Source organism: Streptomyces sp. NPDC050759 (genome assembly GCF_044456945.1).
Taxonomy (GTDB): Bacteria; Actinomycetota; Actinomycetes; order Streptomycetales; family Streptomycetaceae; genus Streptomyces.
On record NZ_JBITGI010000008.1, the window covers coordinates 1 to 21862 of the forward strand.

21 protein-coding genes are annotated in these 21862 nt (G+C 72.0%); 10 read left to right on the forward strand and 11 right to left on the reverse strand.

Annotated features, from left to right (window positions below; translation table 11 throughout):
• Nucleotides 1–367 precede the first annotated feature (367 nt).
• Entirely contained in the window at nt 368–1141 is a 774-nt protein-coding gene (locus ACIBJB_RS23450) for a hypothetical protein (protein ID WP_398933055.1), read from the reverse strand.
• A gap of 127 nt (nt 1142–1268) precedes the next feature.
• On the reverse strand, nt 1269–2942 hold the full coding sequence (locus ACIBJB_RS23455) for a PucR family transcriptional regulator (RefSeq protein ID WP_398933056.1): 1674 nt from the start codon (nt 2940–2942) through the stop codon (nt 1269–1271).
• 345 nt (nt 2943–3287) lie between these two features.
• On the opposite strand from ACIBJB_RS23455, the gene ACIBJB_RS23460 reads away from it, so the two are divergent.
• From ACIBJB_RS23460 to ACIBJB_RS23480, 5 genes are all read left to right on the forward strand, one after another.
• The gene (locus ACIBJB_RS23460; protein WP_398933057.1) at nt 3288–4178 is read left to right on the forward strand and encodes an FAD binding domain-containing protein; all 891 of its coding nucleotides are present in this window, start codon (nt 3288–3290) and stop codon (nt 4176–4178) included.
• Complete coding sequence (locus ACIBJB_RS23465) at nt 4178–4726, forward strand: (2Fe-2S)-binding protein (RefSeq protein WP_398933058.1); 549 nt, start codon at nt 4178–4180, stop codon at nt 4724–4726. The genes ACIBJB_RS23460 and ACIBJB_RS23465 overlap by 1 nt, the downstream gene beginning before the upstream one ends.
• Nucleotide 4727: 1 nt before the next feature.
• Nucleotides 4728–7118: a xanthine dehydrogenase family protein molybdopterin-binding subunit gene (locus ACIBJB_RS23470; RefSeq protein ID WP_398933059.1), complete on the forward strand. Its 2391-nt coding sequence runs from the start codon at nt 4728–4730 to the stop codon at nt 7116–7118.
• A 171-nt stretch (nt 7119–7289) separates the two neighbouring features.
• On the forward strand, nt 7290–8747 hold the full coding sequence (locus ACIBJB_RS23475) for an NCS2 family permease (RefSeq protein WP_398933060.1): 1458 nt from the start codon (nt 7290–7292) through the stop codon (nt 8745–8747).
• A 62-nt stretch (nt 8748–8809) separates the two neighbouring features.
• Entirely contained in the window at nt 8810–9964 is a 1155-nt protein-coding gene (locus ACIBJB_RS23480) for an XdhC family protein (protein ID WP_398933061.1), read from the forward strand.
• Here ACIBJB_RS23480 and ACIBJB_RS23485 read toward each other — a convergent pair.
• Nucleotides 9916–11229: a lanthionine synthetase LanC family protein gene (locus ACIBJB_RS23485; protein ID WP_398933062.1), complete on the reverse strand. Its 1314-nt coding sequence runs from the start codon at nt 11227–11229 to the stop codon at nt 9916–9918. The genes ACIBJB_RS23480 and ACIBJB_RS23485 overlap by 49 nt on opposite strands.
• 22 nt (nt 11230–11251) lie before the next feature.
• The gene (locus ACIBJB_RS23490; RefSeq protein ID WP_398933063.1) at nt 11252–11692 is read right to left on the reverse strand and encodes an SRPBCC family protein; all 441 of its coding nucleotides are present in this window, start codon (nt 11690–11692) and stop codon (nt 11252–11254) included.
• Nucleotides 11693–12001: 309 nt separating this feature from the next.
• On the opposite strand from ACIBJB_RS23490, the gene ACIBJB_RS23495 reads away from it, so the two are divergent.
• Complete coding sequence (locus tag ACIBJB_RS23495) at nt 12002–12586, forward strand: HAD-IIIA family hydrolase (RefSeq protein ID WP_398933064.1); 585 nt, start codon at nt 12002–12004, stop codon at nt 12584–12586.
• 3 nt (nt 12587–12589) lie between these two features.
• Here the strand turns inward: ACIBJB_RS23495 and ACIBJB_RS23500 are convergent, their stop codons facing one another.
• The 7 genes from ACIBJB_RS23500 to ACIBJB_RS23530 all read right to left on the reverse strand — a co-directional run bounded on the left by ACIBJB_RS23500 (nt 12590) and on the right by ACIBJB_RS23530 (nt 16678).
• Entirely contained in the window at nt 12590–12898 is a 309-nt protein-coding gene (locus tag ACIBJB_RS23500; protein ID WP_398933065.1) for a DUF3040 domain-containing protein, read from the reverse strand.
• Nucleotides 12899–13041: 143 nt separating this feature from the next.
• Nucleotides 13042–13647 (reverse strand): DUF305 domain-containing protein, encoded by a 606-nt coding sequence (locus ACIBJB_RS23505; protein ID WP_398933066.1) that lies wholly within the window; start codon nt 13645–13647, stop codon nt 13042–13044.
• A gap of 53 nt (nt 13648–13700) precedes the next feature.
• Nucleotides 13701–14090 (reverse strand): DUF6153 family protein, encoded by a 390-nt coding sequence (locus tag ACIBJB_RS23510; RefSeq protein WP_398933067.1) that lies wholly within the window; start codon nt 14088–14090, stop codon nt 13701–13703.
• 168 nt (nt 14091–14258) lie between these two features.
• Nucleotides 14259–14897: a hypothetical protein gene (locus ACIBJB_RS23515; protein ID WP_398933068.1), complete on the reverse strand. Its 639-nt coding sequence runs from the start codon at nt 14895–14897 to the stop codon at nt 14259–14261.
• A gap of 93 nt (nt 14898–14990) precedes the next feature.
• Nucleotides 14991–15686 (reverse strand): DUF1775 domain-containing protein, encoded by a 696-nt coding sequence (locus tag ACIBJB_RS23520; RefSeq protein WP_398933069.1) that lies wholly within the window; start codon nt 15684–15686, stop codon nt 14991–14993.
• A 71-nt stretch (nt 15687–15757) separates the two neighbouring features.
• Nucleotides 15758–16384, reverse strand: a complete 627-nt coding sequence (locus tag ACIBJB_RS23525; RefSeq protein ID WP_398933070.1) for a hypothetical protein — start codon at nt 16382–16384, stop codon at nt 15758–15760.
• 69 nt (nt 16385–16453) lie between these two features.
• Nucleotides 16454–16678 carry a twin-arginine translocase TatA/TatE family subunit gene (locus ACIBJB_RS23530; RefSeq protein ID WP_398933071.1) on the reverse strand — a complete coding sequence of 75 codons (225 nt, stop codon included), beginning with the start codon at nt 16676–16678 and terminating at the stop codon, nt 16454–16456.
• A 258-nt stretch (nt 16679–16936) separates the two neighbouring features.
• On the opposite strand from ACIBJB_RS23530, the gene ACIBJB_RS23535 reads away from it, so the two are divergent.
• The 4 genes from ACIBJB_RS23535 (at nt 16937) to ACIBJB_RS23550 (ending at nt 21764) form a co-directional block, all read left to right on the forward strand.
• Nucleotides 16937–18253: a hemolysin family protein gene (locus tag ACIBJB_RS23535; protein ID WP_398933072.1), complete on the forward strand. Its 1317-nt coding sequence runs from the start codon at nt 16937–16939 to the stop codon at nt 18251–18253.
• On the forward strand, nt 18250–19272 hold the full coding sequence (locus tag ACIBJB_RS23540) for a hemolysin family protein (RefSeq protein WP_398933073.1): 1023 nt from the start codon (nt 18250–18252) through the stop codon (nt 19270–19272). The genes ACIBJB_RS23535 and ACIBJB_RS23540 overlap by 4 nt, the downstream gene beginning before the upstream one ends.
• 144 nt (nt 19273–19416) lie before the next feature.
• Nucleotides 19417–20748 carry a hemolysin family protein gene (locus ACIBJB_RS23545; RefSeq protein WP_398933074.1) on the forward strand — a complete coding sequence of 444 codons (1332 nt, stop codon included), beginning with the start codon at nt 19417–19419 and terminating at the stop codon, nt 20746–20748.
• On the forward strand, nt 20745–21764 hold the full coding sequence (locus tag ACIBJB_RS23550) for a hemolysin family protein (RefSeq protein WP_398933075.1): 1020 nt from the start codon (nt 20745–20747) through the stop codon (nt 21762–21764). Before ACIBJB_RS23545 ends, ACIBJB_RS23550 begins: the two co-directional genes overlap by 4 nt.
• The last annotated feature ends 98 nt before the right edge of the window (nt 21765–21862 follow it).

Sequence of the window (21862 nt, forward strand, 5' to 3'; positions counted from 1 at the left end):
GGGTGTCCGTCCTCGGTCCGGCGGCTCGGTTGCTTTAACAGGGCTCGGTGACGGACGCCGGCCGCTGCGGGCGGACACCCCCCACCCCGGCCCCTTGCCGCCGTACGCGGCTTGCGGCCCGTCGTGCCGCGCGATGCGGCGAACGGTCCGTCGTGGCGGGGATGACTGCAACCCCCTAGGGGCGCGGGGAACTGCGCGACCAGCCCCCACCGGCCCGCAGCCGCCCGATTACCTGACCCGGCACTCCCATAGGCGCCCGGCTCAAGCCCCGCGCACGCGGCCCGCGGGGAACTGCGCGACCAGCCCCCACCGGCCCGCAGCCGCCCGACTACCTGACCCGGCACCCTCGTAGGCGTCCCCGGTCACCTCACGCCGTGGCCGCCGGTGGGGTCAACTGCCGTGCCAGCCACGTGGGTACGCCCCCCAGCAAGCGGTACAACCGCCTCGCCTCCTCGCGGAGCCGGGATGCCTCCGGTTCCACCTCCGCGTCGGCGAGGGATGCGAGGGCCGGTGCCGTTCCCACGAGGTAGCCCAACTCCTCCCGGATCCGGAGTGATTCGGCGAAACCGTGCCGTGCCTCGGCCAACTCGCCGTCCCGCAGGGCGAGTCCGGCGAGGTGGCGCCAAGTGAAGGACAGCAGCAGGGGATCGGAGTGCGCCGTGGCGCCCGCGTGGGCGCGGCGGTAGGCCGCTCGGGCCGCCTGGGGAGCGTGGGCCAGGTTCTCCGCCAGCAGGCCCCGGCGGAAGTCCAGCAGTGCCCTCGCCTCCACCCCCGGAGGGATCAGCGCCGCCGCACGGCCCAGCGCCGCCCTCGCCTCGTCCGCGCGGTCACGGACCCCGTGGAGAGTCGAGGCGTACGCAAGTTGCCCTCGTTCACAAGCGGCCGCTCCCCTTTCGCCGTCGCTGTGGGCCAGCGCCTCCGCGGTGCGCAGTGCGTCCTCCGCCTCCGGCCAGCCCTGTTCCGTGTACAGGCAGCGTTCCACCAGAAGTGCCGCTCTCTGCAGAGCCGCCTGCGCGGTGACCGGTTGGAGCAGGGCGGCCGCGTCGGTCCAGCAGGCCCGGGAGCGCAGCCGCCATACCGCGGTCTGGAGTGGATCGTCACCGGCGGTCGTTCCGTTACCGGACATGGCGGTATGCGCCACGTTGCCCTCCCCGAGCGCGCCGTCGAGCTATGAGTGGTGGCGGCATCTCAGCACGAAACGGAGGGCCCGGCCAAGGGGGTGGGTGAAGGAATTCACAAAGTCGGGGGAGTCCGGGGGGTCGCGGACGTCAGCTCATCCGCAGTGCCAGGAAGAAATCCAGCTTGTCCTCGAGGCGTGAGAGGTCCCGGCTCGTCAACTGCTCGATCCGCCCGACGCGGTAGCGCAGCGTGTTGACGTGCAGGTGGAGACGGGTCGCGCAGCGGGTCCAGGAGCCGTCGCAGTCCAGGAAGGCCTCCAGCGTGGGGATCAGTTCGGCCCGGTGGCGGCGGTCGTAGTCGCGGAGCGGGTCGAGGAGGCGGGCAGTGAAGGCACGGCGTACGTCGTCGGGGACGAAGGGGAGCAGCAGGACGTGCGAAGCGAGTTCCTGGTGGCCTGCCGCGCAGACCCGGCCGGCGCGGGCCGCCGCCACCCTGCGGGCGTGGCGGGCCTCCTCCAGGGCGCCTCTGAGGCCCTCCGCCGAGTGGACCGACGCGCTGACGCCCAGGGTGACCCTGCCGTCGTCGTCCAGGCCGGCCGCGAGGGGGTCCCGGACCGACTCCAGGAGGGCGTCCGCCAGGATGCCCGTCTCCGAGCCGTCGTGTTCGGTCGGGACCGCGGGGAGGGGGACCAGCGCGATCGCCTCGTCGCCGGTGTGGGCCACCGCTATGCGGTCGGAGGGTTCGGGGCCGGTCGCCTGCGGGTCCACCAGGATCTCCTCCAGGAGGGACTGGGCCATGGCGCCGCCCTCCAGGTCGCCGTCCTGCCATTCGACCTTCGCCACCACGACCTGCCAGTGGGGGGCCGTTCCCAGGCCGGGGAGGAGGACCGGGGCGGCCACCCTGAGGCGGGCGGCGATCTCGGCCGGTGCCGCTCCCGTCTGGACCAGTTCCAGGACCTCCTGGGCCAGGCGGCGGCGGACCGTGCGGGCCGCGTCCCTGCGGTCCCGCTCGACCGCGATCAGCTGGGTGACGCCCCGGAGGAGGTCCAGGCGTTCCTCCGGCCAGTCGCCTGCGTCCGCCTCCACCGCCAGCAGCCAGTCCGAGAGGACGGTTTCGCGCACGTCCCTTGAGGCTTGGGGGGAGCGGCCGCTGCTGCGGACCGGGAAGAGCGAGTACGTTGCTGTGCCGAGCGTGACTCTGTGGGGGCCCCGGCGGCCTGTGCGGGCCGCGGCCAGGTGTTCCGCCGCGAGCTTCGCGCACGTGTCCGCCGGGAGGCCGGGGCCCGCCACCTTCGGGCCGGCGATCAGGCGGCCGGTGGGGGACAGGACCCAGGCGCGCAGGTCCAGGTCGGAGCCCAGGAGGTCGAGGACCACGTCCGGGCCGCCGCCCGCCGGACCCGAGGTCATCATGCGACGGTGGCGGTCCACCACGGCCGCCAGGTCGCCGGCCCGCTCCCCCGAGACCTGCCGTACGACATGCTCGGTGATCGTCGCGAAGGCCACCGACTCGTGCACCGCGAACAGCGGGAGGCGGTGCCGGACGCAGGCGACCACCAGGTCCTCGGGGACATTGCCCAGTTCCGCCTCACCGGCCGCAAGCCCGGCCACTCCGGCCTGCACGAGGAGCCGTACGAAAGGCTCCGAGTCGGCGGCGTCCCGGCGCCAGGCGAGGCCCGTCAGGACCAGTTCCCCGCCCGAGAGGTAGCGGCTCGGGTCGCGCAGGTCCGTCGTCATCACCCCGCGCACGGTGCGATCCAGTTCGTCCTCGCCGCCGAGCAGCCGCAGGCCCAGCGCGTCGGTGTCCAGCAGTGCGCGCAGCCGCATTCTCGTCGCCGCCGTTCCTTGTCTTGAAATCTACGATGGAGGGGAGGGGTCGGGGGAGGGGGAGCGGCTTCTCGCCGTCTCCGGGGCTGTGTCCCAGGTCACGTGGGGTGTGTCGCACGTTTCCGCAGGAAAACATGGAGGTTACTGAGGACCTCCGTTCATATGAATCTACAAGATGATGCCCCCGACCAGCCAACTCCTTCATGGTTTCCGTGACTGACCCCGTCGGAGTACACCGCTGTGTACTGGCTCCATTCCGCGTGAACAGCACATGAACGAGCCGGGCCCGCCGCACACGATCTGGCTCGATCCGTACGACCCCCAAGACGAAGAAGAGAGCCGGTCATGGACTTCCTTCGCCCCGCCAGCTGGGAGGAGGCGCTCGCCGCAAAGGCCGAGCACCCCACCGCTGTGCCCATCGCGGGCGGCACCGACGTGATGGTCGAGATCAACTTCGACCATCGGCGGCCCGAGTACCTGCTCGACCTGAACCGCGTCGGCGACCTCACCGAGTGGGAGGTCGGCGAGGACACCGTGCGGCTCGGCGCCTCCGTGCCGTACACCCGGATCATGGAGAGCCTGCGCGGCGAGCTCCCGGGCCTGGCCCTCGCCTCGCACACCGTGGCCTCTCCGCAGATCCGGAACCGCGGCGGTGTCGGCGGCAACCTGGGTACCGCCTCGCCGGCCGGTGACGCCCACCCCGCCCTCCTCGCGGCCGGCGCCGAGGTCGAGGTCGAGTCGGTGCGCGGATCACGGCTCATCCCGATCGACGCGTTCTACACCGGCGTGAAGCGCAACGCGCTGGCCGCCGACGAGCTCATTCGCGCCGTGCACATCAAGAAAGCCGACGGACCCCAGCAGTTCAGCAAGGTGGGGACGAGGAACGCCATGGTCATCGCCGTGTGCGCGTTCGGGCTCGCCCTGCATCCCGAGACGCGGACCGTGCGGACGGGGATCGGTTCGGCCGCTCCCACGCCCGTTCGGGCCAAGGCCGCCGAGGAGTTCCTGAACGCCGCTCTCGAGGAGGGCGGGTTCTGGGACAACGGGAAGATCATCACCCCTTCGGTCGCCAAGCAGTTCGCGGACCTGTGCGCCGCCTCCTGCAGCCCGATCGACGACGTCAGAGGCACGGCGAGCTACCGCCGCCACGCGGTCGGCATCATGGCCCGCCGCACGCTGACCTGGACCTGGGAGTCGTACCGCGGCACCGCCGCCGGCACGGAGGGAGCTGCGTAATGCGCGTCAACTTCACTGTCAACGGACGTCCGCAGGAAGCCGACGACGTGTGGGAGGGCGAGTCCCTCCTGTACGTGCTGCGCGAGCGGCTGGGGCTGCCCGGTTCGAAGAACGCCTGTGAGCAGGGCGAGTGCGGGTCCTGCACGGTCCGGCTGGACGGCGTCCCGGTGTGCTCGTGCCTCGTCGCCGCCGGGCAGGTCGAGGGGCGCGAGGTCGTGACCGTCGAGGGACTCGCGGACTACGCGAAGCAGCGGTCGTGCGGGCACCGGGCGCTGGAGGGTCAGGACTCCCAGAAGGACTCCCACACTGGTGAGGGCACCGAACTCTCCCCCGTTCAGCAGGCGTTCATCGACGCCGGCGCCGTCCAGTGCGGCTTCTGCACGCCGGGGCTGCTGGTCGCCGCCGACGAGATGCTGGAGCGCAATCCCAACCCGAGCGACGCGGACATCCGTGAGGCGCTCTCGGGCAACCTGTGCCGCTGCACCGGCTACGAGAAGATCATGGACGCGGTCCGCCTCGCGGCCGCCCGGCAGGGAGAGGCGGTCTGACGTGTCCACTCCTAACGGCACCCCCACCAAAATCACCCAGGGTTCGAAGACCAAGGGCGGCATCGGCGAGTCCACCCTCCGCCCGGACGGCACCCTCAAGGTCACCGGTGAGTTCGCGTACTCGTCCGACATGTGGCACGAGGACATGCTCTGGGGGCAGATCCTCCGCTCGACCGTCGCGCACGCCGAGATCGTGTCCATCGACACCAGCGAGGCCCTCGCCCTGCCCGGCGTGTACGCCGTCATGACGTACGACGACCTGCCGACCGAGGTGAAGAACTACGGTCTGGAGATCCAGGACACCCCGGTCCTCGCCCACGGCAAGGTCCGCCACCACGGCGAGCCGGTCGCGATCGTCGCCGCCGACCACCCGGAGACGGCCCGCCGCGCCGCCGCCAAGATCAAGGTCGAGTACCGCGAGCTGCCCGTCATCACCGACGAGGCCTCCGCGACCGCCCCCGACGCGATCCTCGTCCACGAGGGCCGCGACGACCACCACGTCGGACACGTCCCGCACCCGAACATCGTGCACCGGCAGCCCATCCTCCGCGGTGACGTCCAAGAGGCCGCGAAGAAGGCCGACTTCGTCGTCAAGGGCGAGTACACCTTCGGCATGCAGGACCAGGCCTTCCTCGGTCCCGAGTCGGGTCTCGCCGTGCCGGACGAGGACGGTGGCGTCCACCTCTACATCGCCACCCAGTGGCTGCACTCCGACCTGCGCCAGATCGCGCCCGTCCTCGGCCTGCCCGAGCGCAAGGTGCGCATGACGCTGTCCGGCGTCGGCGGGGCCTTCGGCGGCCGCGAGGACCTGTCGATGCAGATCCACGCCTGTCTGCTGGCACTGCGCACCGGCAAGCCCGTCAAGATCGTCTACAACCGGTTCGAGTCCTTCTTCGGGCACGTCCACCGGCACCCGGCCAAGCTGTACTACGAGCACGGGGCCACGCGCGAGGGCAAGTTGACCCACGTGAAGTGCCGGATCGTCCTCGACGGCGGCGCGTACGCCTCCGCCTCGCCGGCGGTCGTCGGCAACGCCGCCTCGCTCGGCGTCGGGCCGTACGTCGTCGACGACGTCGAGATCGAGGCCATCGCCCTCTACACCAACAACCCGCCCTGCGGCGCGATGCGCGGCTTCGGCGCGGTCCAGGCGTGCTTCGCCTACGAGGCGCAGATGGACAAGCTCGCCGACGCGGTCGGCATGGACCGGGTGGAGTTCCGGCAGCTGAACGCCATGGAACAGGGCACGATCATGCCGACCGGCCAGCCCGTCGACTCTCCGGCGCCCGTCGCCGAACTCCTGCGCCGCGTCAAGGCGATGCCGCTTCCTCCGGAGCAGCAGTGGCTCGCGGCCGGCGAGGCGGCCGACGTACGGCAGCTGCCGGGCGGTCTGTCCAACACCACGCACGGCGAAGGCGTCGTCCGCGGTATCGGCTACGCGGTCGGCATCAAGAACGTCGGTTTCTCCGAGGGCTTCGACGACTACTCGACCGCGCGTGTGCGCATGGAGGTGGTCGGCGGCGAGCCCGTCGCCACCGTGCACACCGCCATGGCGGAGGTCGGGCAGGGCGGGGTCACCGTCCACGCGCAGATCGCCCGCACCGAGCTCGGCGTCACGCAGGTGACCATCCGTCCCGCCGACACGCAGGTGGGCTCGGCGGGTTCGACCTCGGCCTCCCGTCAGACGTACGTCACCGGCGGCGCCGTCAAGAACTCCTGCGAACTCGTCCGGGAGAAGGTGCTGGAGCTCGGGCGCCGCAAGTTCGGTTCGTACCACCCCGCTTGGGCCACCGCCGAGCTGCTCCTGGAGGGCGGCAAGGTCGTCACCGACGGCGGGGAGGTCCTCGCGGACCTGGTCGACGTGCTCGAGGGCGAGAGCGTCGAGGTCGAGGCGGAGTGGCGGCACCGGCCGACCGAGCCCTTCGACCTGCGGACGGGGCAGGGCTTCGGACACGTCCAGTACTCCTTCGCCGCCCACCGCGCGGTCGTCGAGGTCGACACCGAGCTCGGGCTGGTCAAGGTGATCGAGCTGGCCTGTGCGCAGGACGTCGGCAAGGCGCTGAACCCGCTGTCCGTCATCGGCCAGATCCAGGGCGGTACGACCCAGGGCCTGGGCGTCGCGGTGATGGAGGAGATCATCGTCGACCCGAAGACGGCGAAGGTCAGGAACCCCTCCTTCACGGACTACCTGATCCCCACGATCCTCGACACGCCGACCATCCCCGTCGACGTGCTCGAACTCGCCGACGACCACGCGCCGTACGGGCTGCGCGGCGTCGGTGAGGCACCCACCCTGTCCTCGACCCCGGCCGTGCTCGCGGCGATCCGCAACGCGACGGGGCTGGAGCTGAACAGGACGCCGGTACGCCCGGAACACCTCACGGGCATGGCATAGCAGGTCTCTCCGGGCGGCACCGGGAACGTCACACCTCGCCGCGCCGCCCGGAGTACCCAGTTCGTTCGTCTCGGGCCGTCCCCCGGGTCGTGCGGCCGAAACACCTTCCCAAATCCCGCAGCCGTAAAGGCGGTTGACGGGTGCCCCTGTGAACCTTGGGAGTAGGCCCACATGACCCAGCAGTCACTGGAGCCGGCGACCGTCGCCGACGACGCGGGAGAAGGCACCCGCGTCCCGGCCGGCAGGTCCTGGCTCGACCGGTACTTCCACATATCCCGGCGAGGATCCACGGTCGCGCGTGAACTGCGCGGCGGCGTCACCACCTTCATGGCGATGGCGTACATCCTCCTGCTCAACCCCCTGATCCTGTCCGGCAAGGACGCGGCGGGGGACACGCTCGGCCAGAAGGCACTCATCACCGCGACCGCGTTCGCGGCGGCCTTCACCACGCTGCTGATGGGCTTCTTCGGCAAGGTGCCCCTCGCCCTCGCCGCCGGCCTGTCCGTCTCCGGCGTGCTGTCCTCACAGGTCGCGCCCGCGATGACCTGGCCGCAGGCCATGGGCATGTGCGTGATGTACGGCGTGGTCATCATGCTGCTGGTCGTCACCGGCCTGCGCGAGATGATCATGAACGCGATCCCGCTGGCCCTCAAGCACGCGATCACCATGGGCATCGGCCTGTTCGTCGCCCTGATCGGCTTCTACAAGGCCGGTTTCGTCCACCAGGGCAAGGCCACCCCGGTGACGCTCGGCCCCACGGGTGAACTCGCGGGCTGGCCCGTCCTGTTGTTCGCCCTCACCCTCCTCGCGATCTTCATGCTGCAGGCGCGAGGCGTCCCCGGAGCGATCCTGATCGGCATCCTAGGGGGAACCGTACTGGCCGTGATCCTCAACGCCACCGGTGCCGTCGACCCGAAGCAGTGGGCGAGCGGCGCCCCCGAACTGCACGGCAGCGCGGTCTCCATGCCCGACTTCTCGATCTTCGGGAACGTCGAGTTCGGCGGCTGGGGCGAGGTCGGCGCGATGACGGTCGGCATGATCGTGTTCACGCTGGTTCTCGCCGGATTCTTCGACGCGATGGCCACCATCATCGGCGTCGGCACCGAGGCGAAACTGGCCGACGCGCAGGGCCGGATGCCGGGCCTGTCCAAGGCCCTGTTCATCGACGGCGCGGGCGGTGCGATCGGCGGTGTGGCCGGTGCCTCCGGCCAGACCGTGTTCGTCGAGTCGGCGACCGGAGTGGGCGAGGGCGCCCGTACCGGCCTGTCCTCCGTCGTCACCGGGCTGTTCTTCGCGGCCTGTCTGTTCTTCACCCCGCTCACGGCGATCGTGCCGGGCGAGGTCGCGGCCGCCGCACTGGTGGTGATCGGCGCGATGATGATGATGAACGCCCGCCATGTCGACTGGGCCGACCGCGCCACCGCGATCCCGGTCTTCCTGACCGTCGTGATCATGCCGTTCACCTACTCGATCACAGCGGGCGTCGCCGCCGGCGTCATCTCGTACGTCGCGATCAAGGTCGCGCAGAGCAAGGCGCGGGAGATCGGCGCCTTCATGTGGGGACTGACGGCGATCTTCCTGGTGTACTACGCCCTCAACCCGATCGAGAGTTGGATGGGCGTGCACTAGCCGCTCGAACGCACCCGTACGCAACCGCTGTTGTACGCAACCGCTGTGAAGGAGACCGAGACATGCTGGACATCGCCGACGAGCTCAACCGGTGGGTCGAGCAGGGACGCGACTTCGCCGTGGCCACCGTCGTGGCCGTCGGCGGCAGCGCGCCCCGCCGGCCCGGCGCCGCCCTCGCGGTGGACGCCGACGGCACGGCGATCGGCTCGGTCTCCGGCGGTTGTGTGGAGGGCGCGGTCTACGCACTGTGCCAACAGGCTCTGGAGGACGGGGAGTCGGTCCTCGAGCGCTTCGGCTACAGCGACGAGGACGCCTTCGCCATCGGCCTGACCTGCGGCGGCGTCATCGACATCCTCGTCACCCCGGTCCGGGCCCACGACCCCGTCCGCCCGGTGCTCGCGGCCGCTCTCGAAACCGCGGCGCGGGGCCGGGCGGCGGCGCTGGCGCGGATCGTCTCCGGGCCGCGGGAACTCGTCGGCCGCGCGCTCGTCGTACGACCCGAGGACGTATCCGGTTACGGCGGCTTCGGCGCCCATCCCGAGCTGGACCGCACGATCGCCGCCGAGGCCGGCGCCTTCCTGGAGGCGGGCCGCACCGGCACCCTGGAGATCGGCGAACAGGGCTCGCGCTGCGGCGCCCCGCTCACCGTGCTCGTCGAGTCCTCCGTGCCGCCGCCCCGGATGATCGTCTTCGGCGCGATCGACTTCGCGTCGGCGCTGGTGCGGATCGGCACGTTCCTCGGCTACCGGGTCACCGTGTGCGACGCGCGCCCCGTCTTCGCGACCGAGGCGCGCTTCCCGGAGGCCGACGAGATAGTCGTCGAGTGGCCGCACAAGTACTTGGAGCGTACGGAGGTCGACGCCCGGACGGTCCTGTGCGTGCTGACCCACGACGCGAAGTTCGATGTCCCCCTGCTCCAGCTGGCCTTGCGCCTCCCGGTCGCCTACGTGGGCGCCATGGGCTCCCGCCGCACCCACCTCGACCGCAACGAGCGCCTGCGCGAAGTCGGCGTGACCGAGCTGGAGTTGGCGCGGCTGCGGTCACCCATCGGCCTGGATCTCGGCGCGCGGACGCCCGAGGAGACGGCCCTGTCGATCGCCGCGGAGATCGTCGCGAGCCGGCGGGGCGGCAGCGGGGTCTCCCTCACCGGCGCGCACACGCCGATCCATCACGACGTGACCTCGGAACCGGTCCGCCGGATCGGGTCGGTGGCCTGAGCGGACACCAGGGGCTGGTCCGGCCACGTGAACGCGTACCTCGGATCACCGCCCCGGCTCAGCCGGACGAAGCGCAGCAGTTCCCGCACGATGCCCGCACCGCCCTGCGCCCAGTCGGTGCGGGGTTCGAGGTTGCTCGGGGTGGCCCGGTGCTCGACGTTGGACCAGCGGGCACCGTCGGTGTCCCGGACCGCGCGGGCGGCGAGGTCGGCGACGAGGATCCGGGCGAAGTCGTACGCCTCCTGCCCTCCGGCTCCTTCGGCGATCCGGTCGCCGGCCAGGGCCAGGACACCCGCAGTGCCGCAGCACCGGCCGTTGTTGTCCCAGAACCCCGGCCGCAGGCGCTGCGGGAGACCGGAGTGGACGACCGTGTGCCAGCAGCGGTCGGCGAGCGCGGCCCAGGCCGGGTCGCCCTGGGTGTCGCGCAGCAGCCGGAACATCTGGGCGTCGCCGCTGGGGCCGTGGCACCAGCCGTAGCTGATGGGTTCGATCAGGTCCGGGAGGTGTTGCGGAGTGGAGTGCCGGACCAGGAAGCCGTCCGGGCCGCCCTCGTCGCGGGCCACGACGTCCGCGACCCCCGCAAGACCCAGGTCGACCAGGTCGGATCGGCCCGTCGCGTGGCCGATCCGGACGAGGGCGTAGGCGATGCCCAGCGTGCCGTGCGACATGTGGTGGAAGCGGGCTTCCGGGCCCGGGCGGTGCGGCCAGGTGACGCCCCACGGGGTCTTCTCCGCGGCCCGCAGATAGGGCTCCACCGCGAGGACGGCGAACTCGGGATCGCCGACCGCCAGCGCGGCCAGGCCCGTTCCGCCGTTTCCGCCCATCAGCTCGAACAGCTCGCCCCAGCGCTCCCCGTCGAAGTGCGAGCGCACGAGGGCCATCGCGTGGTCGGCCGCCGTACCGCAGGCGGTGTCGTCGAGCTCGTGGCGCAGGGTGTGCAGGACGAGGGCCATGCCGGACCGGCCGAAGTACAGGGAGTCGTCCTCGTGGCCGTCGACGGCGGCGGCCAGGCCACGGCCCGCGCGCAGTGCGAGGTCGGCGTAGGCGTCGTCGCCCAGGTGCCGCCATGCCTCCAGGAGCACGGAGACGATCCCCGCCGTCCCGCTGTATAGGGTCGGGTCGGTCCTCTCCTGCGAGGGCGCGGTCGGCCAGGCGAGTCCGCCGTCCGCCGTCTCCCGCGCGGCGGCCACCAGCCACCGCAGCCCGTCCACCGCGAGCTCCTCGACCTCGTCCACCTGCATGGTCGTACCGTCAACTGCCGTCATGGCGCCCACTCTTGCACGCCCGTCAGGTGCCCCGCAGCAGCCGGTTCAGGGCCCGCCCGAAGACCGACCGGGCCGACCCCCGCAGCACAGGGGCGAACAGGCCGGGCAGGAAAGGGACCCGGAGCGACTCCCGCCAGATCACGCGGGCGCGGCCGCCCGGACCCGGGTGCACCTCCAGTTCGGCCCAGCCCCTCACCACCCGGCCGCGCTTCTCCAGGCGGCACAGGCCGGAGACGCCCTCCGCGGGTGGGCGCCACACCGTGACCTCCATGGGGTCGGCGAAGGCGAGCGGGCCGATCCCCGAACGGGCGACGACGAGCGTGCCCTCGGTCGTCGGGCCCGGCGGCACGACGGTGACGCGCGTCAGGGGGACGACCTCGCCGTGGCGGGGCCACTCGGTGAGGCGGCGCCAGGCCTCGTCCGGGGAGAGCGGGGCCGTGCGTTCGAGGAGGAAGGTGACCACGGGCTGATCTTAGGGAGTCGGTCCTGCTCAGCGGGGATTTCATAGGGGACTCACATACTTGGCGCAGGGGGACGCGGGCGAGCCGGCGTACCGCGGGCGAACCCGGCCCTGGACGGGGCCCCGGCACCCTGCCCCTGTCGACGGCTCCGACTCGCGGTCGGGCAGCCGGTCGCATGCGGTCGACGATGATCCACCGCTCGCCCCGGCGCCCCCTCCTGACCTGGTAGATCGCGCCGCGCCGCATGGACCGGTCCCGCGCGGTTACTCGCGGAGAGGAAGAAGCGCACACGAGAGCCGGGAGGTGGCCGGATGACGCGCGTGCGTACGGTGCTGTTCGACCGAGACAGCATCCTCGCCGAAGACCCGCCCGGCCCCGACGGAGTGCGGCCGGCGCCCGGTGCCCAGGAGGCGCTCGGCATGCTGCGCCTGCACGGTGTCCGCACCGGGTTCGTCGCCCTGCAACCGGGTGCCGGGCACGGACGGCTCAGCGACGCCGACGTACGGGCCGTCAACCACCGCGTCGACGACCTCCTCGGCCCCTTCGACATCTGGGGAGTGTGCCCGCACGGGCCCGACGACGGCTGCCACTGCCGTCCGCCCGAACCGGGCCTGATCCTCTGGGCGGCGGGCCGGGTGTGCACCGCGCCGGCGGACTGCGCGGTCGTCGGCACGGCCGCGCACGCCGAGGCCGCGGCCCGGGCGGGCGCCCACGGGATCCTCGTACCGGACGAGCGGACCCGGCCGGAGGAGACGGCGCGGGCCGATCATGTGGCGCCGGACGTTCTGACCGCCGTCCGCGCGCTGCTCACCGGGCCGCCGCAGGGGCGGGTCCTGGTCGACGAGCGGCCGATCGAGTCGGCCTTCGAGCCGGGCTTCGAACCGGGGGAGGGCTGACGGTCAGCGTTCCGTCCACCGGCACACCAGCCGGAACACCGCGAACAGGGCCGGCGGCCAAACGGCCGCGAAGGTCCAGATCACCGCGGGCCGCGAGGTGAGGATCCCGGTGACCAGCAGCGCGACCGACGCCGCGAGCAGCAGGACCACGGTCAGGACGTGCGGCCGGTAGTGCGTCACCCGGGACAGGTCGGGCCGTCGGCGCAGCCGCCCGGTGCGCAGGCGGCGGTCCAGTCGGCGGTCGCGGCGCAGGGCGCGTTCCACCTCGTCCAGAATGCGCTGTTCGTGATCGGGGAGTCGCCCTGTCGTCACTGTCGCTCCTCGCGGATCCGGAGAGTCCCTTTTCGGGTGCCCGGAGAAGGACCCGTGAACCGTCCGGTCACCGGGCGTGGAAGGCCGACAGGCCACGGTGCCCGCACCGAGCGGCGCGGGCACCGTGGCGGCACGCGGACGGGTCAGCTCTCGCCGAGGAGCTTCTTCATCTCGCTGATCTCGGCGTTCTGCGCGGTGACGATGTCACCGGCCATGGCCGTGGCGGCCTTGTACTCGCCCTTGGCCTTCTCGGTCGTGGCCATCTCCACGGCACCCTCGTGGTGTTCGACCATCATGGTCAGGAACATGGAGTCGAACTCCTTGCCGGAGGCCTTCTTCAGCTTGTCCATGTCGGCGCTGTCCATCATCCCGGCCATGCCCTCCATGCCCTCCATGCCGGAGTGATCCATGCCGGGCATCGACTCGGGGACCTTCTCGCCCCAGGTCTTCAGCCAGCCCGTCATGGTCGAGATCTCCGGCCCCTGCGCCTTCTCGACGCGGGCGGCGAGGTCCTTGACCTGGGCGGAGGCGGCCCGGCCGTCGGCGAGCCCGGCCATCTCGATGGCCTGCTGGTGGTGCGGGATCATGCCCTGGGCGAAGGAGACGTCCTGGGCGTTGTGGGCGCCGGCCGAGGCCTCGGCCGACACCGAGGGCGACGAGGCGGCCGAGCCGCTGTCGTCGCCGCCCCCACAGGCGGCGAGGGCGAACACGGCACTCACGGTCAGGGCGGCGAAACGGGTGGTACGCATGCTGGAACTCCTGTTGTGCGAAAGGGATCTGGACGTGACGGAGCACGTCGTGTCTAGATCCGCAGGAGCTGGAGTTCCGCGAGGGAGGGCGGTGCGCGGGCGCCGTCCTGAGACGTGACCGCCGAGGGGCACAGGCTGTCCTCGGACACGGCCGTGGAAGCGGGGTCGGGAGCGAGCGCGGGCAACACCGGCCCACCGCTCACGGCGCCCGAGGCGCAGGTCGCGTCGGCATGGTGAAGGTGCCCGGACCCGCAACCGTCGTGACAGGTCGCGTCGACGCCGACCGCGACGGTCGTCATGTGCGCGGGACTCGAGCCCTCGTGGCCGTGAGGCCCGCCCCCTGGAGCCAGCCCGTGCATGGCCAGCACCCCGACCAGCATCCCGAGCACGAGCAACGCCCGCCACAGGGGCGGTCGTGCGGGAAGGTGGTCGGGCCTGGTCATCGGGCTCATTCTAGGGAGGGCTGTGCCACGGCAGTGCACCGAGGCCGTCGGCGTACGGTACGTCTCCGCACCGCCCTCCGTTCAGAGTCACCGGGAGGGCTGCTCTCTGCTCCCCAACGCGTGGGACGTGGGCAGCGTACGCCGCCGATCAGCTCTCCCGGACGGAGCTCAACGACCTGTTCCGGCAGGGCTGGAGGCAGCACCGGGGGCAGGGCTGGAGGGCGGTACCACGCAGCTCGGGGCCTCGGGGGCGTCCTCCGCGTGCCGGGTCAGCGCGCAGACCGTACGCAGGGCGACCTTCCAGTCGCCGTCCTGGAGCACGGCCGCTCCCGGGCCGCCGGGGTCCAGCCGGCGGCCCTCGCGCGTGAGGTCGTAGGCCACCTCGGCGCGCACGTCCGAGGTGTACGACACCGAGGTCACCTCGGCGCGCAGCTTGCTGCCGCTCGGGTCGCGGAACAGGTTGTCGATCATCAGGGCGTTCTCGTCGCCGTCCTCGACGACGTCACTGCGCTGGTCCAGGGAGGACTTCGGGTCGAAGAGGACCGTCCACGCCTCCCGGATGTCCTGCTCGGCCTGTCGTGGATCCGAGGGCGCGGTGGCGGTCGGAGCCGGGGAGGCGGAGAGCGACGGGGAGCCGCCGGCCGTGGTCGCGCCCGGTGACCCCGCGGCGGAGGACCGGGCCGTCCGGGTGGCCCCGCCGTCCCCACCGCCGTCGTTGTCGTCACAGGCCCCGGTGAGGACGAGGGCGGTGACAGCCAGGGCCACCGCCCAGGTCCCGTGCCGTGCAGGGAGGTTCGCACAGGTCATGGCACTCCATCTCCCGGTTACGCCGTGTGGCTGGCCTACCCGGAGGCGGGGGATTCATCCAGGACGGGTGGGAAAACCCTGCACACGGTGCGCCTACTCCTCGGCGCCGCCCCGCCGCCGTACCGCGAAGACCACGGCCGCCGCCGCGACGAGGATCCCCGCGCCGATCCCGGTCCAGGCACCCGCGGACAGCCCGCCCTCGTCGTCCTTCTCGGTGTCGGCGGCCTGCGGGGAGGCCGCGGGGGTCGTCTCCTCAGGGGTGGGCGACGGTGACGCCGACGCGCTGGGGGCGGGGCTGACCGGCTTCGCCCCCGCTGCCGCGGCCTTCAGCTTCAGCGTCGGCGCCGGGTTCTCGCCGTTCTCGTCGAGCTCGATCCAGCGGTCGACGTGCCCGTCGCCGTAGGTCTGGAGGGTCTTGAAGGGCACCTCCTCCGCGTCGGGCAACTGCCGTACGACGACGGAGTACTCGGCGCTCTCGCCGGTCTTCAGCTCCGCGCCCTTGACGCTGTAGCCGTCTTCGGTCGCGCTGAACCTCCAGCCCTTGGGTCCCTCGCCGTACGTCACGTCGGCCGGCGTGATCCCCTCGGGCAGGACCACGCGCACCTCCTTGATCCCGGAGGTGTCCGACTCGGCCTCCGCGTGGAAGGAGACGGTGACGTTCTCGGCGAGGGCCTGCGCCTTGTCGGCCTCGACCTCGGTGTGGGCGGCGGCCGGAACGGCGGTCAGGAGGACGGCGGTCGCGGCTCCGGCGGCCGCGACGCACAGGCGGGGCAGGGTGATTCGGGACATGCGGGTCTCCAGGCAGGGTGGTACGGCGGGACGGCCGTCCGGCGGGGCCGGACCGGCGTGCCCCGGTGAGGTCAGTGGGCGAGAGCTGCGCTCGCCGCCGGAGGACCCCGCCGTACCACCGTGTGCGCCAGCAACGGCCGTGCCGTGAGCGGCCGTTCGTCGTACGTCGGTACGACGACCACCGCGGCCGGGGGCGCGGGTGACGCGGGCCGGGAGAGCAGTAGCCGGGCGGCGGCCAGTCGGTCCCGGACCGCGTCGAGCGCCGCCGTCACTCCGCGGGCCACCGTCCAGCAGGCCGTGTCCGCGCGGTGCAGCAGCACGGCGACGAGCGCGGCGACCAGCGAGTGGGCCGCCGTCATGGCGAGGGAGCCGTAGAGCCGTTCGTGCCACGCAGGGCGGGCGTCGTGCAGGTGTCCGCCATGGTGATGCCCTGCCGCGTTGAGCGTCAGCCACAGATGAAGCCCGGACTGTCCCGCGACACTGCAGGCGACGACCGTCGCCAGGCTGCGGGGCCGCTGCACACCGATGAGACCCACCGCGAAGAGCACGGCGGTCGCGGCTGCACCCTGTCTCCAGGGCACCGGGCCCTCGGCGAGCAGATGGTGGGCGCTGACCCCGAGCACCGTACCGACGACGGCGAACACCGCGGCCCGCAGAACGGGCAGAGGCGCGCGAGTCGTGGTGGTCGGCAGGTACATGGCCCGCTCATCATGGGGCATCGCGGAGCCGGCCTGCAGGGGAAACCCGTACTCCCGGCGTCCCGCTTCTCAGCGTGTGCCGGGGCTCTGCTCGGTTCCCGCGGCGGTCCCGGGCCGGAGGACCTCTCCCTGGATGACCTGGGGTTCCGGGTCGCCCGCCGTGGCCGCACGCGCCTCCGCCTTGAGGATGCGTGCCGACCTGCCCGCGGTACGGGTCAGTTCCGGACCCTTCCTGACGGCGATGACCGCTATGACGACGATCAGGATGATCGCGAGCTCACTCAGTCCGAACATGGGGAAGGCCTCCGTCAGAGGTGGGCACCTGGGTCGGACGAGACGCCCGCCGGACCGGCAGCGTACCCGCAGACCAGGGGCGGAGGGGAAGACCAGGTGATACAGCCGATGTGGTCGTGGCCCCCAGGTTGCTTTGCCCGTCCTTTACTATTGGAAGCGACCTGCCCCGCCAAGAAGGAGCCACAGTTCCGCAATGGGTGAGCCTCCCAGTACCGGCCGCGCCGCGTTCCCCCCACACGGACGGGCGGGGGTGCACCGGTGACCGAGATCCTGCTGCTGGTCCTGGCCCTGCTCCTCACGCTGGCCTGTGCCGTGTTCGTCGCGGCCGAGTTCTCCCTGACCACCGTCGAGCGCGGTGACCTCGAACGAGCCGCCGAGGCCGGTGAGCGCGGCGCCGAGGGCGCGCTGAAGGCCGTACGCCGTCTGACCCTCCAGCTCTCCGGTGCCCAGCTCGGCATCACGGTCACCTCGCTGGTGATCGGCATGCTCGCCGAACCCTCCCTCGCGGTGCTCCTCAGGGGCCCACTGGAGGGCGTCGGCCTCGGCGGAGCCGCCGCGCCGGTGGCGACCGCGCTGGGCGTGGCCCTGTCCACCGTCGTGCTGATGGTGGTGGGCGAGCTGGTCCCGAAGAACTGGGCGATCTCCCGCCCGCTGGCCGTCGCCAAGGTGGTCGCCGGACCGCAGAGCGCCTTCACGGCCCTCTTCGGCCCCTTCATCCGCCATCTCAACGACACCGCGAACCGTTTCGTACGGCGTTTCGGCCTGGAGCCCGCCGAGGAGCTGGCCTCCGCCCGAAGCCCCGAGGAACTGGTCGCGCTCGCCGAGCACTCCGCCGCCGAGGGCGCCCTGGAGGCCGACTCCGCCGAACTGTTCGTGCGCACCCTGCACCTGGGCGAGCTGACCGCCGAGAACGTCATGACGCCGCGCGTCGACGTCAAGGCCCTCGAAGCGCACGCCACCGCCGCCGACGCGGCGAACCTCACCCACGCCACCGGCCTGTCCCGCTTCCCGGTCTACCGGGACAGCCTGGACGAGGTCATCGGCACCGTGCACATCCGTGACGTGCTCGCCCTGGAGCCGGAGAAGCGGGCCGTCACGCCGGTCACCGAGCTGGCCACCGCACCCCTGCTGGTCCCCTCCTCGCTGACGGCGGACCGCCTTTTGGAGCGGATGCGGGAGCGGCGCACCATGGCCGTCGTCATCGACGAGTACGGCGGTACCGCGGGCGTGGCGACGGTCGAGGACATCGTGGAGGAGGTCGTCGGAGAGGTCCGCGACGAGCACGACCCCGTGGAGATACCCGATCTGCGGCCCGCCGGAGTGCGGGCCTGGGAGGCGGAGGGCTCGGTCCGTGTCGACCGGCTCGGCGAGATAGGGCTCACGGCGCCCGAGGGGCCGTACGAGACCGTGGCCGGACTGGTCGCCACCCGCCTCGCCCGCATCCCCGCCAAGGGCGACGACGTCCAGGTGGACGGCGGCTGGCGTCTGGAGGTCCTCGAGGTCGACCACCACCGGGCCGACCGCGTCCGGATCACCGCACCGTCCCTGGTGCGGACCGGGGAGGAAGCCCGATGACCGCCGTCCAACTGCTCGTCGGCGCCCTGACGCTGCTGACCAACGCCTTCTTCGTGGGCGGCGAGTTCGCCCTGATCTCCGTGCGCCGCAGCCAGATCGAGCCACGCGCGCGTGCCGGCCACAAGCGGGCCCGGATGACCCTGTGGGGTCTCGAACACCTCTCCGCGATGATGGCCACCGCCCAGCTCGGCATCACCGTCTCCTCGCTGGTGCTGGGCGCGGTCGCCGAACCGGCCATCGCGCACCTGCTGGAGCCCGCCTTCCACGCGGCGCACATCCCGCAGGGCTTGATCCACCCGATCGCGTTCGTCATCGCCCTGTCGCTGGCGACCTATCTGCACATGCTGATCGGCGAGATGGTCCCGAAGAACATCGCGCTCGCGGCCCCCGTGCCGACCGCCCTGCTGCTCGGACCGCCTCTCGTGGCCCTCACGCGGGCGTTGAAGCCGTTCGTGTTCGGCATCAACGCTTTCGCCAACACCCTGTTGAAGCTGCTGCGCGTCGAGCCCAAGGACGAGGTCGAGTCGGTGTTCACCGACGACCAGCTTGCCCGCATGGTCGTCGACGCCAGTGAGGCGGGACTGCTCTCGCCCGCCGACGGCGAGCGGCTGCGGGACGCGCTGGAGCTGGGCACCCGGCCGGTCGGCGAGATCCTCGTCCCCAACCGGAAGATGCGGACCGTGGACGTCTCGGTCACCCCGGCCCGGCTCGAGCGGGTCGCCGCCGAGGCGGGCTACTCCCGCTTCCCGGTCACCGGCCCGGACGGCACCCTGCTGGGCTATCTGCACATCAAGGACACCCTCGGCGTCACCGACCGCGACCGGCCCTTCCCCCGCGCCGCCCTGCACCCGGTCACCCGGGTCCGCATCGACACCCCGCTGGACGACACCCTCACCGCGCTGCGCGCCGGCGGGAGCCATCTGGCGGCGGTGACGGGGGAGACGGGGGCCGTCCTCGGGTTCGTGACCATGGAGGACGTCCTGTCCGAGCTGGTCGGGCCGACGCCGGCCGCCGCCTGACCGCCGGGCGGCCCCGCCGCACGGATGCCAGATCCGGGAACGCCGCATTCGCCCCGGGCGTTCACCCAGCGCACCTCACTACCGAAGGAGCAAGCCCGTGTCCGCCACACCGACGGACTCCCGCCCGACACGATCGACGCGCCGTTGAGTACCACGAGTGCCGTCCTCGGCCTGTTGGCCGTGTTCCTGCTGACCGCCGGCACCGGCTACTTCGTCGCCCAGGAGTTCGCCTACGTCTCCGCGGACCGGCTCGCCCTGTCCCGCGAGGCGGAGGCCGGGGACCGGAAGGCCGCCCGCGCGCTGACGGTGCTGGAGCGGCTGTCCTTCATGCTCTCCGGCGCCCAGCTGGGCATCACCGTCACCGGCCTGGTCGTAGGCTTCATCGCCGAACCGTCGGTCTCCGCGCTGCTCGAACCCGCCCTGACCGGCATGGGCGTTCCCGAGGGGGCCGTCGGCGGCATCTCCGTCGGGCTGGCCTTCGTCCTGGCCACCGTCGTCCAGATGGTGCTGGGCGAGCTGGCCCCGAAGAACCTCGCGATCGCCGTCCCGGAGCGGCTCGCGAAGGCCCTCGCGCCCTCCACGCTCGGGTACCTCAAGGTCGTCGGGCCGCTCGTCCACGTCTTCGACGGCGCGGCCAACCGCCTGCTCCGCAAGGCCGGCATCGAACCCGTCGAGGAACTCCACCACGGCGCCACCCTCGAGGAACTCGGCCACCTCATCGGCGAGTCCCACGAACAGGGCGAACTGCCCAGGGATACCGCCGAACTCCTCGACCACGCCCTGGAGTTCTCCGAGCGCACCCTCGACGAGGTGATGGTGCCGCGCGTCGACGCCGTCTTCGTCCGAGGGGACGCCACCGCGGCCGAGGCCGTCGACCTGATCGCCAAGCACGGCCACTCCACCTACCCCGTCCTCGGCCACCACCCCGACGACGTCCCGGGCGTTCTGGGCGTACGCGAGCTGATGCGCCTGCCGGCCCATGAGCTGACCCGGGCCACCGCGGGCGCCCTCGCCCGCAGCCCGCTGCTGCTGCCCGACACACTTCCGCTGCCGGAGGCGGTCGCGCAGATGCGGGAGCGGGACGACGAGTTCGCGGTCGTCCTGGACGAGCACGGCGGAGTCGCCGGCATCGTCACCTACGAGGACATCGCCGAGGAGCTGGTCGGTGACATCGCCGACGAGACCGACACCGTCACCGAACCCGCCGTGCCCGACGGGCAGGGCTGGCTGGTCGACGCGGGCCGCCGCCTCGACGAGATCGCCGACGCCACCGGCGTCGAACTGCCCGAGGAGGAGGACTACGACACCGTCGCAGGACTCGTCGTGGACCGCCTCGGCCGCTTCCCGGCGATCGGCGACCGGATCACGGTCGACCTGGCGGACGGCGGGCACGCGGTGATCGACGTACGGACCCTCGACCGCCATGTGCCCGAGCGCGTCCGCATCCAGAAGTCGACCGAGGAGGGCCGGGCATGAGCTTCCCGATGGCGCTCTTCGTCACCGTCCTGCTGCTGATCGGCAGCGGGTTCTTCGTCGCTGCGGAGTTCGCCCTGGTCGCCGCCAAGCGGCACCGCATGGAGAAGGCCGCGGCGGAAGGCCGGCGCGGTGCCAAGGCGGCCCTGGCGGGGATGCGCGAGCTGTCGCTGATGCTGGCCGGCGCGCAGCTGGGCATCACCGTCTGCACCCTGGGCCTCGGTTCGGTCTCCAAGCCCGCGATCTCCCACGAACTCGACCCCCTGCTGCACGACGTGGGCCTGCCCAGCGCGGTCAGCTACGGCGTGGCCTTCGTGGTCGCCATGGTCGTCGTGGTGTTCCTGCACATGGTGCTCGGCGAGATGGCCCCCAAGTCCTGGGCGATCGCCCATCCCGAGCGTTCCGCGATGCTGCTCGCGCCGCCCTTCCGGGGCGTGGTCAAGGTCGTCCGGCCGCTGATCTCGGTGCTGAACAGGATGAGCAACGCACTGGTACGGCTGTGCCGGGTCACCCCGCGCGACGAACTGGCCGCGGTGCACAACCGGGAGCAACTCACCCACCTGGTCGAGGAGTCGAAGCGGCTCGGACTGATCAGCGAGGCCGACTCGGAGCTGCTCACCCGCTCGCTCACCGAGCCCGAGACCCCCGTCGCCGACCTCCGGATCCCGGCCGCGGAGATCACCTCGGTGGTCGGCGCCGCCGACCTCGAGACCATCCTGCGCACGGCCGCCGACCACGACCGCACCCGCATGCTGGTCCGTGAGGGCGACCTTGTCCTCGGCTCCCTCCATGCCCGCGACGCGCTGGTCGCCCGCGCCCAGGGCCGCACCGGCACCGCGCGCACCCTCGCCCGCCCGGTCCCGGAACTGACGGAGGACACCAAGGTCGCCGACGCGATCGACCTCCTCCGCCGTAACCGGGCCTCCCTGGCGGTCGTACGCGACGAGGCGGGCGCGCTCACGGGCATGGTGACGCTGGACGACCTGCTGGCGCGTTACCTGCAACCGCAGTCGGGCTGAGCCGCGCTCGGCGTGGACACATGAGCCGCGTGGACACATGAGCAAAGGCAAGGAGGTCCACCTCCTTGCCCTCTTCAACGTATAGCCCACGGGGGGCC

Coding starts and splice junctions, on each gene's coding strand:
- ACIBJB_RS23475 (WP_398933060.1), top strand. CDS start 7,290: ATGACCCAGCAGTCACTGGAGCCGGCGACCGTCGCCGACGACGCGGGA.
- ACIBJB_RS23540 (WP_398933073.1), top strand. CDS start 18,250: ATGACCGCCGTCCAACTGCTCGTCGGCGCCCTGACGCTGCTGACCAAC.
- ACIBJB_RS23515 (WP_398933068.1), bottom strand. CDS start 14,897: ATGACCTGTGCGAACCTCCCTGCACGGCACGGGACCTGGGCGGTGGCC.
- ACIBJB_RS23525 (WP_398933070.1), bottom strand. CDS start 16,384: ATGTACCTGCCGACCACCACGACTCGCGCGCCTCTGCCCGTTCTGCGG.
- ACIBJB_RS23455 (WP_398933056.1), bottom strand. CDS start 2,942: ATGCGGCTGCGCGCACTGCTGGACACCGACGCGCTGGGCCTGCGGCTG.
- ACIBJB_RS23530 (WP_398933071.1), bottom strand. CDS start 16,678: ATGTTCGGACTGAGTGAGCTCGCGATCATCCTGATCGTCGTCATAGCG.
- ACIBJB_RS23460 (WP_398933057.1), top strand. CDS start 3,288: ATGGACTTCCTTCGCCCCGCCAGCTGGGAGGAGGCGCTCGCCGCAAAG.
- ACIBJB_RS23480 (WP_398933061.1), top strand. CDS start 8,810: ATGCTGGACATCGCCGACGAGCTCAACCGGTGGGTCGAGCAGGGACGC.
- ACIBJB_RS23465 (WP_398933058.1), top strand. CDS start 4,178: ATGCGCGTCAACTTCACTGTCAACGGACGTCCGCAGGAAGCCGACGAC.
- ACIBJB_RS23485 (WP_398933062.1), bottom strand. CDS start 11,229: ATGACGGCAGTTGACGGTACGACCATGCAGGTGGACGAGGTCGAGGAG.
- ACIBJB_RS23520 (WP_398933069.1), bottom strand. CDS start 15,686: ATGTCCCGAATCACCCTGCCCCGCCTGTGCGTCGCGGCCGCCGGAGCC.
- ACIBJB_RS23495 (WP_398933064.1), top strand. CDS start 12,002: ATGACGCGCGTGCGTACGGTGCTGTTCGACCGAGACAGCATCCTCGCC.
- ACIBJB_RS23550 (WP_398933075.1), top strand. CDS start 20,745: ATGAGCTTCCCGATGGCGCTCTTCGTCACCGTCCTGCTGCTGATCGGC.
- ACIBJB_RS23505 (WP_398933066.1), bottom strand. CDS start 13,647: ATGCGTACCACCCGTTTCGCCGCCCTGACCGTGAGTGCCGTGTTCGCC.
- ACIBJB_RS23510 (WP_398933067.1), bottom strand. CDS start 14,090: ATGACCAGGCCCGACCACCTTCCCGCACGACCGCCCCTGTGGCGGGCG.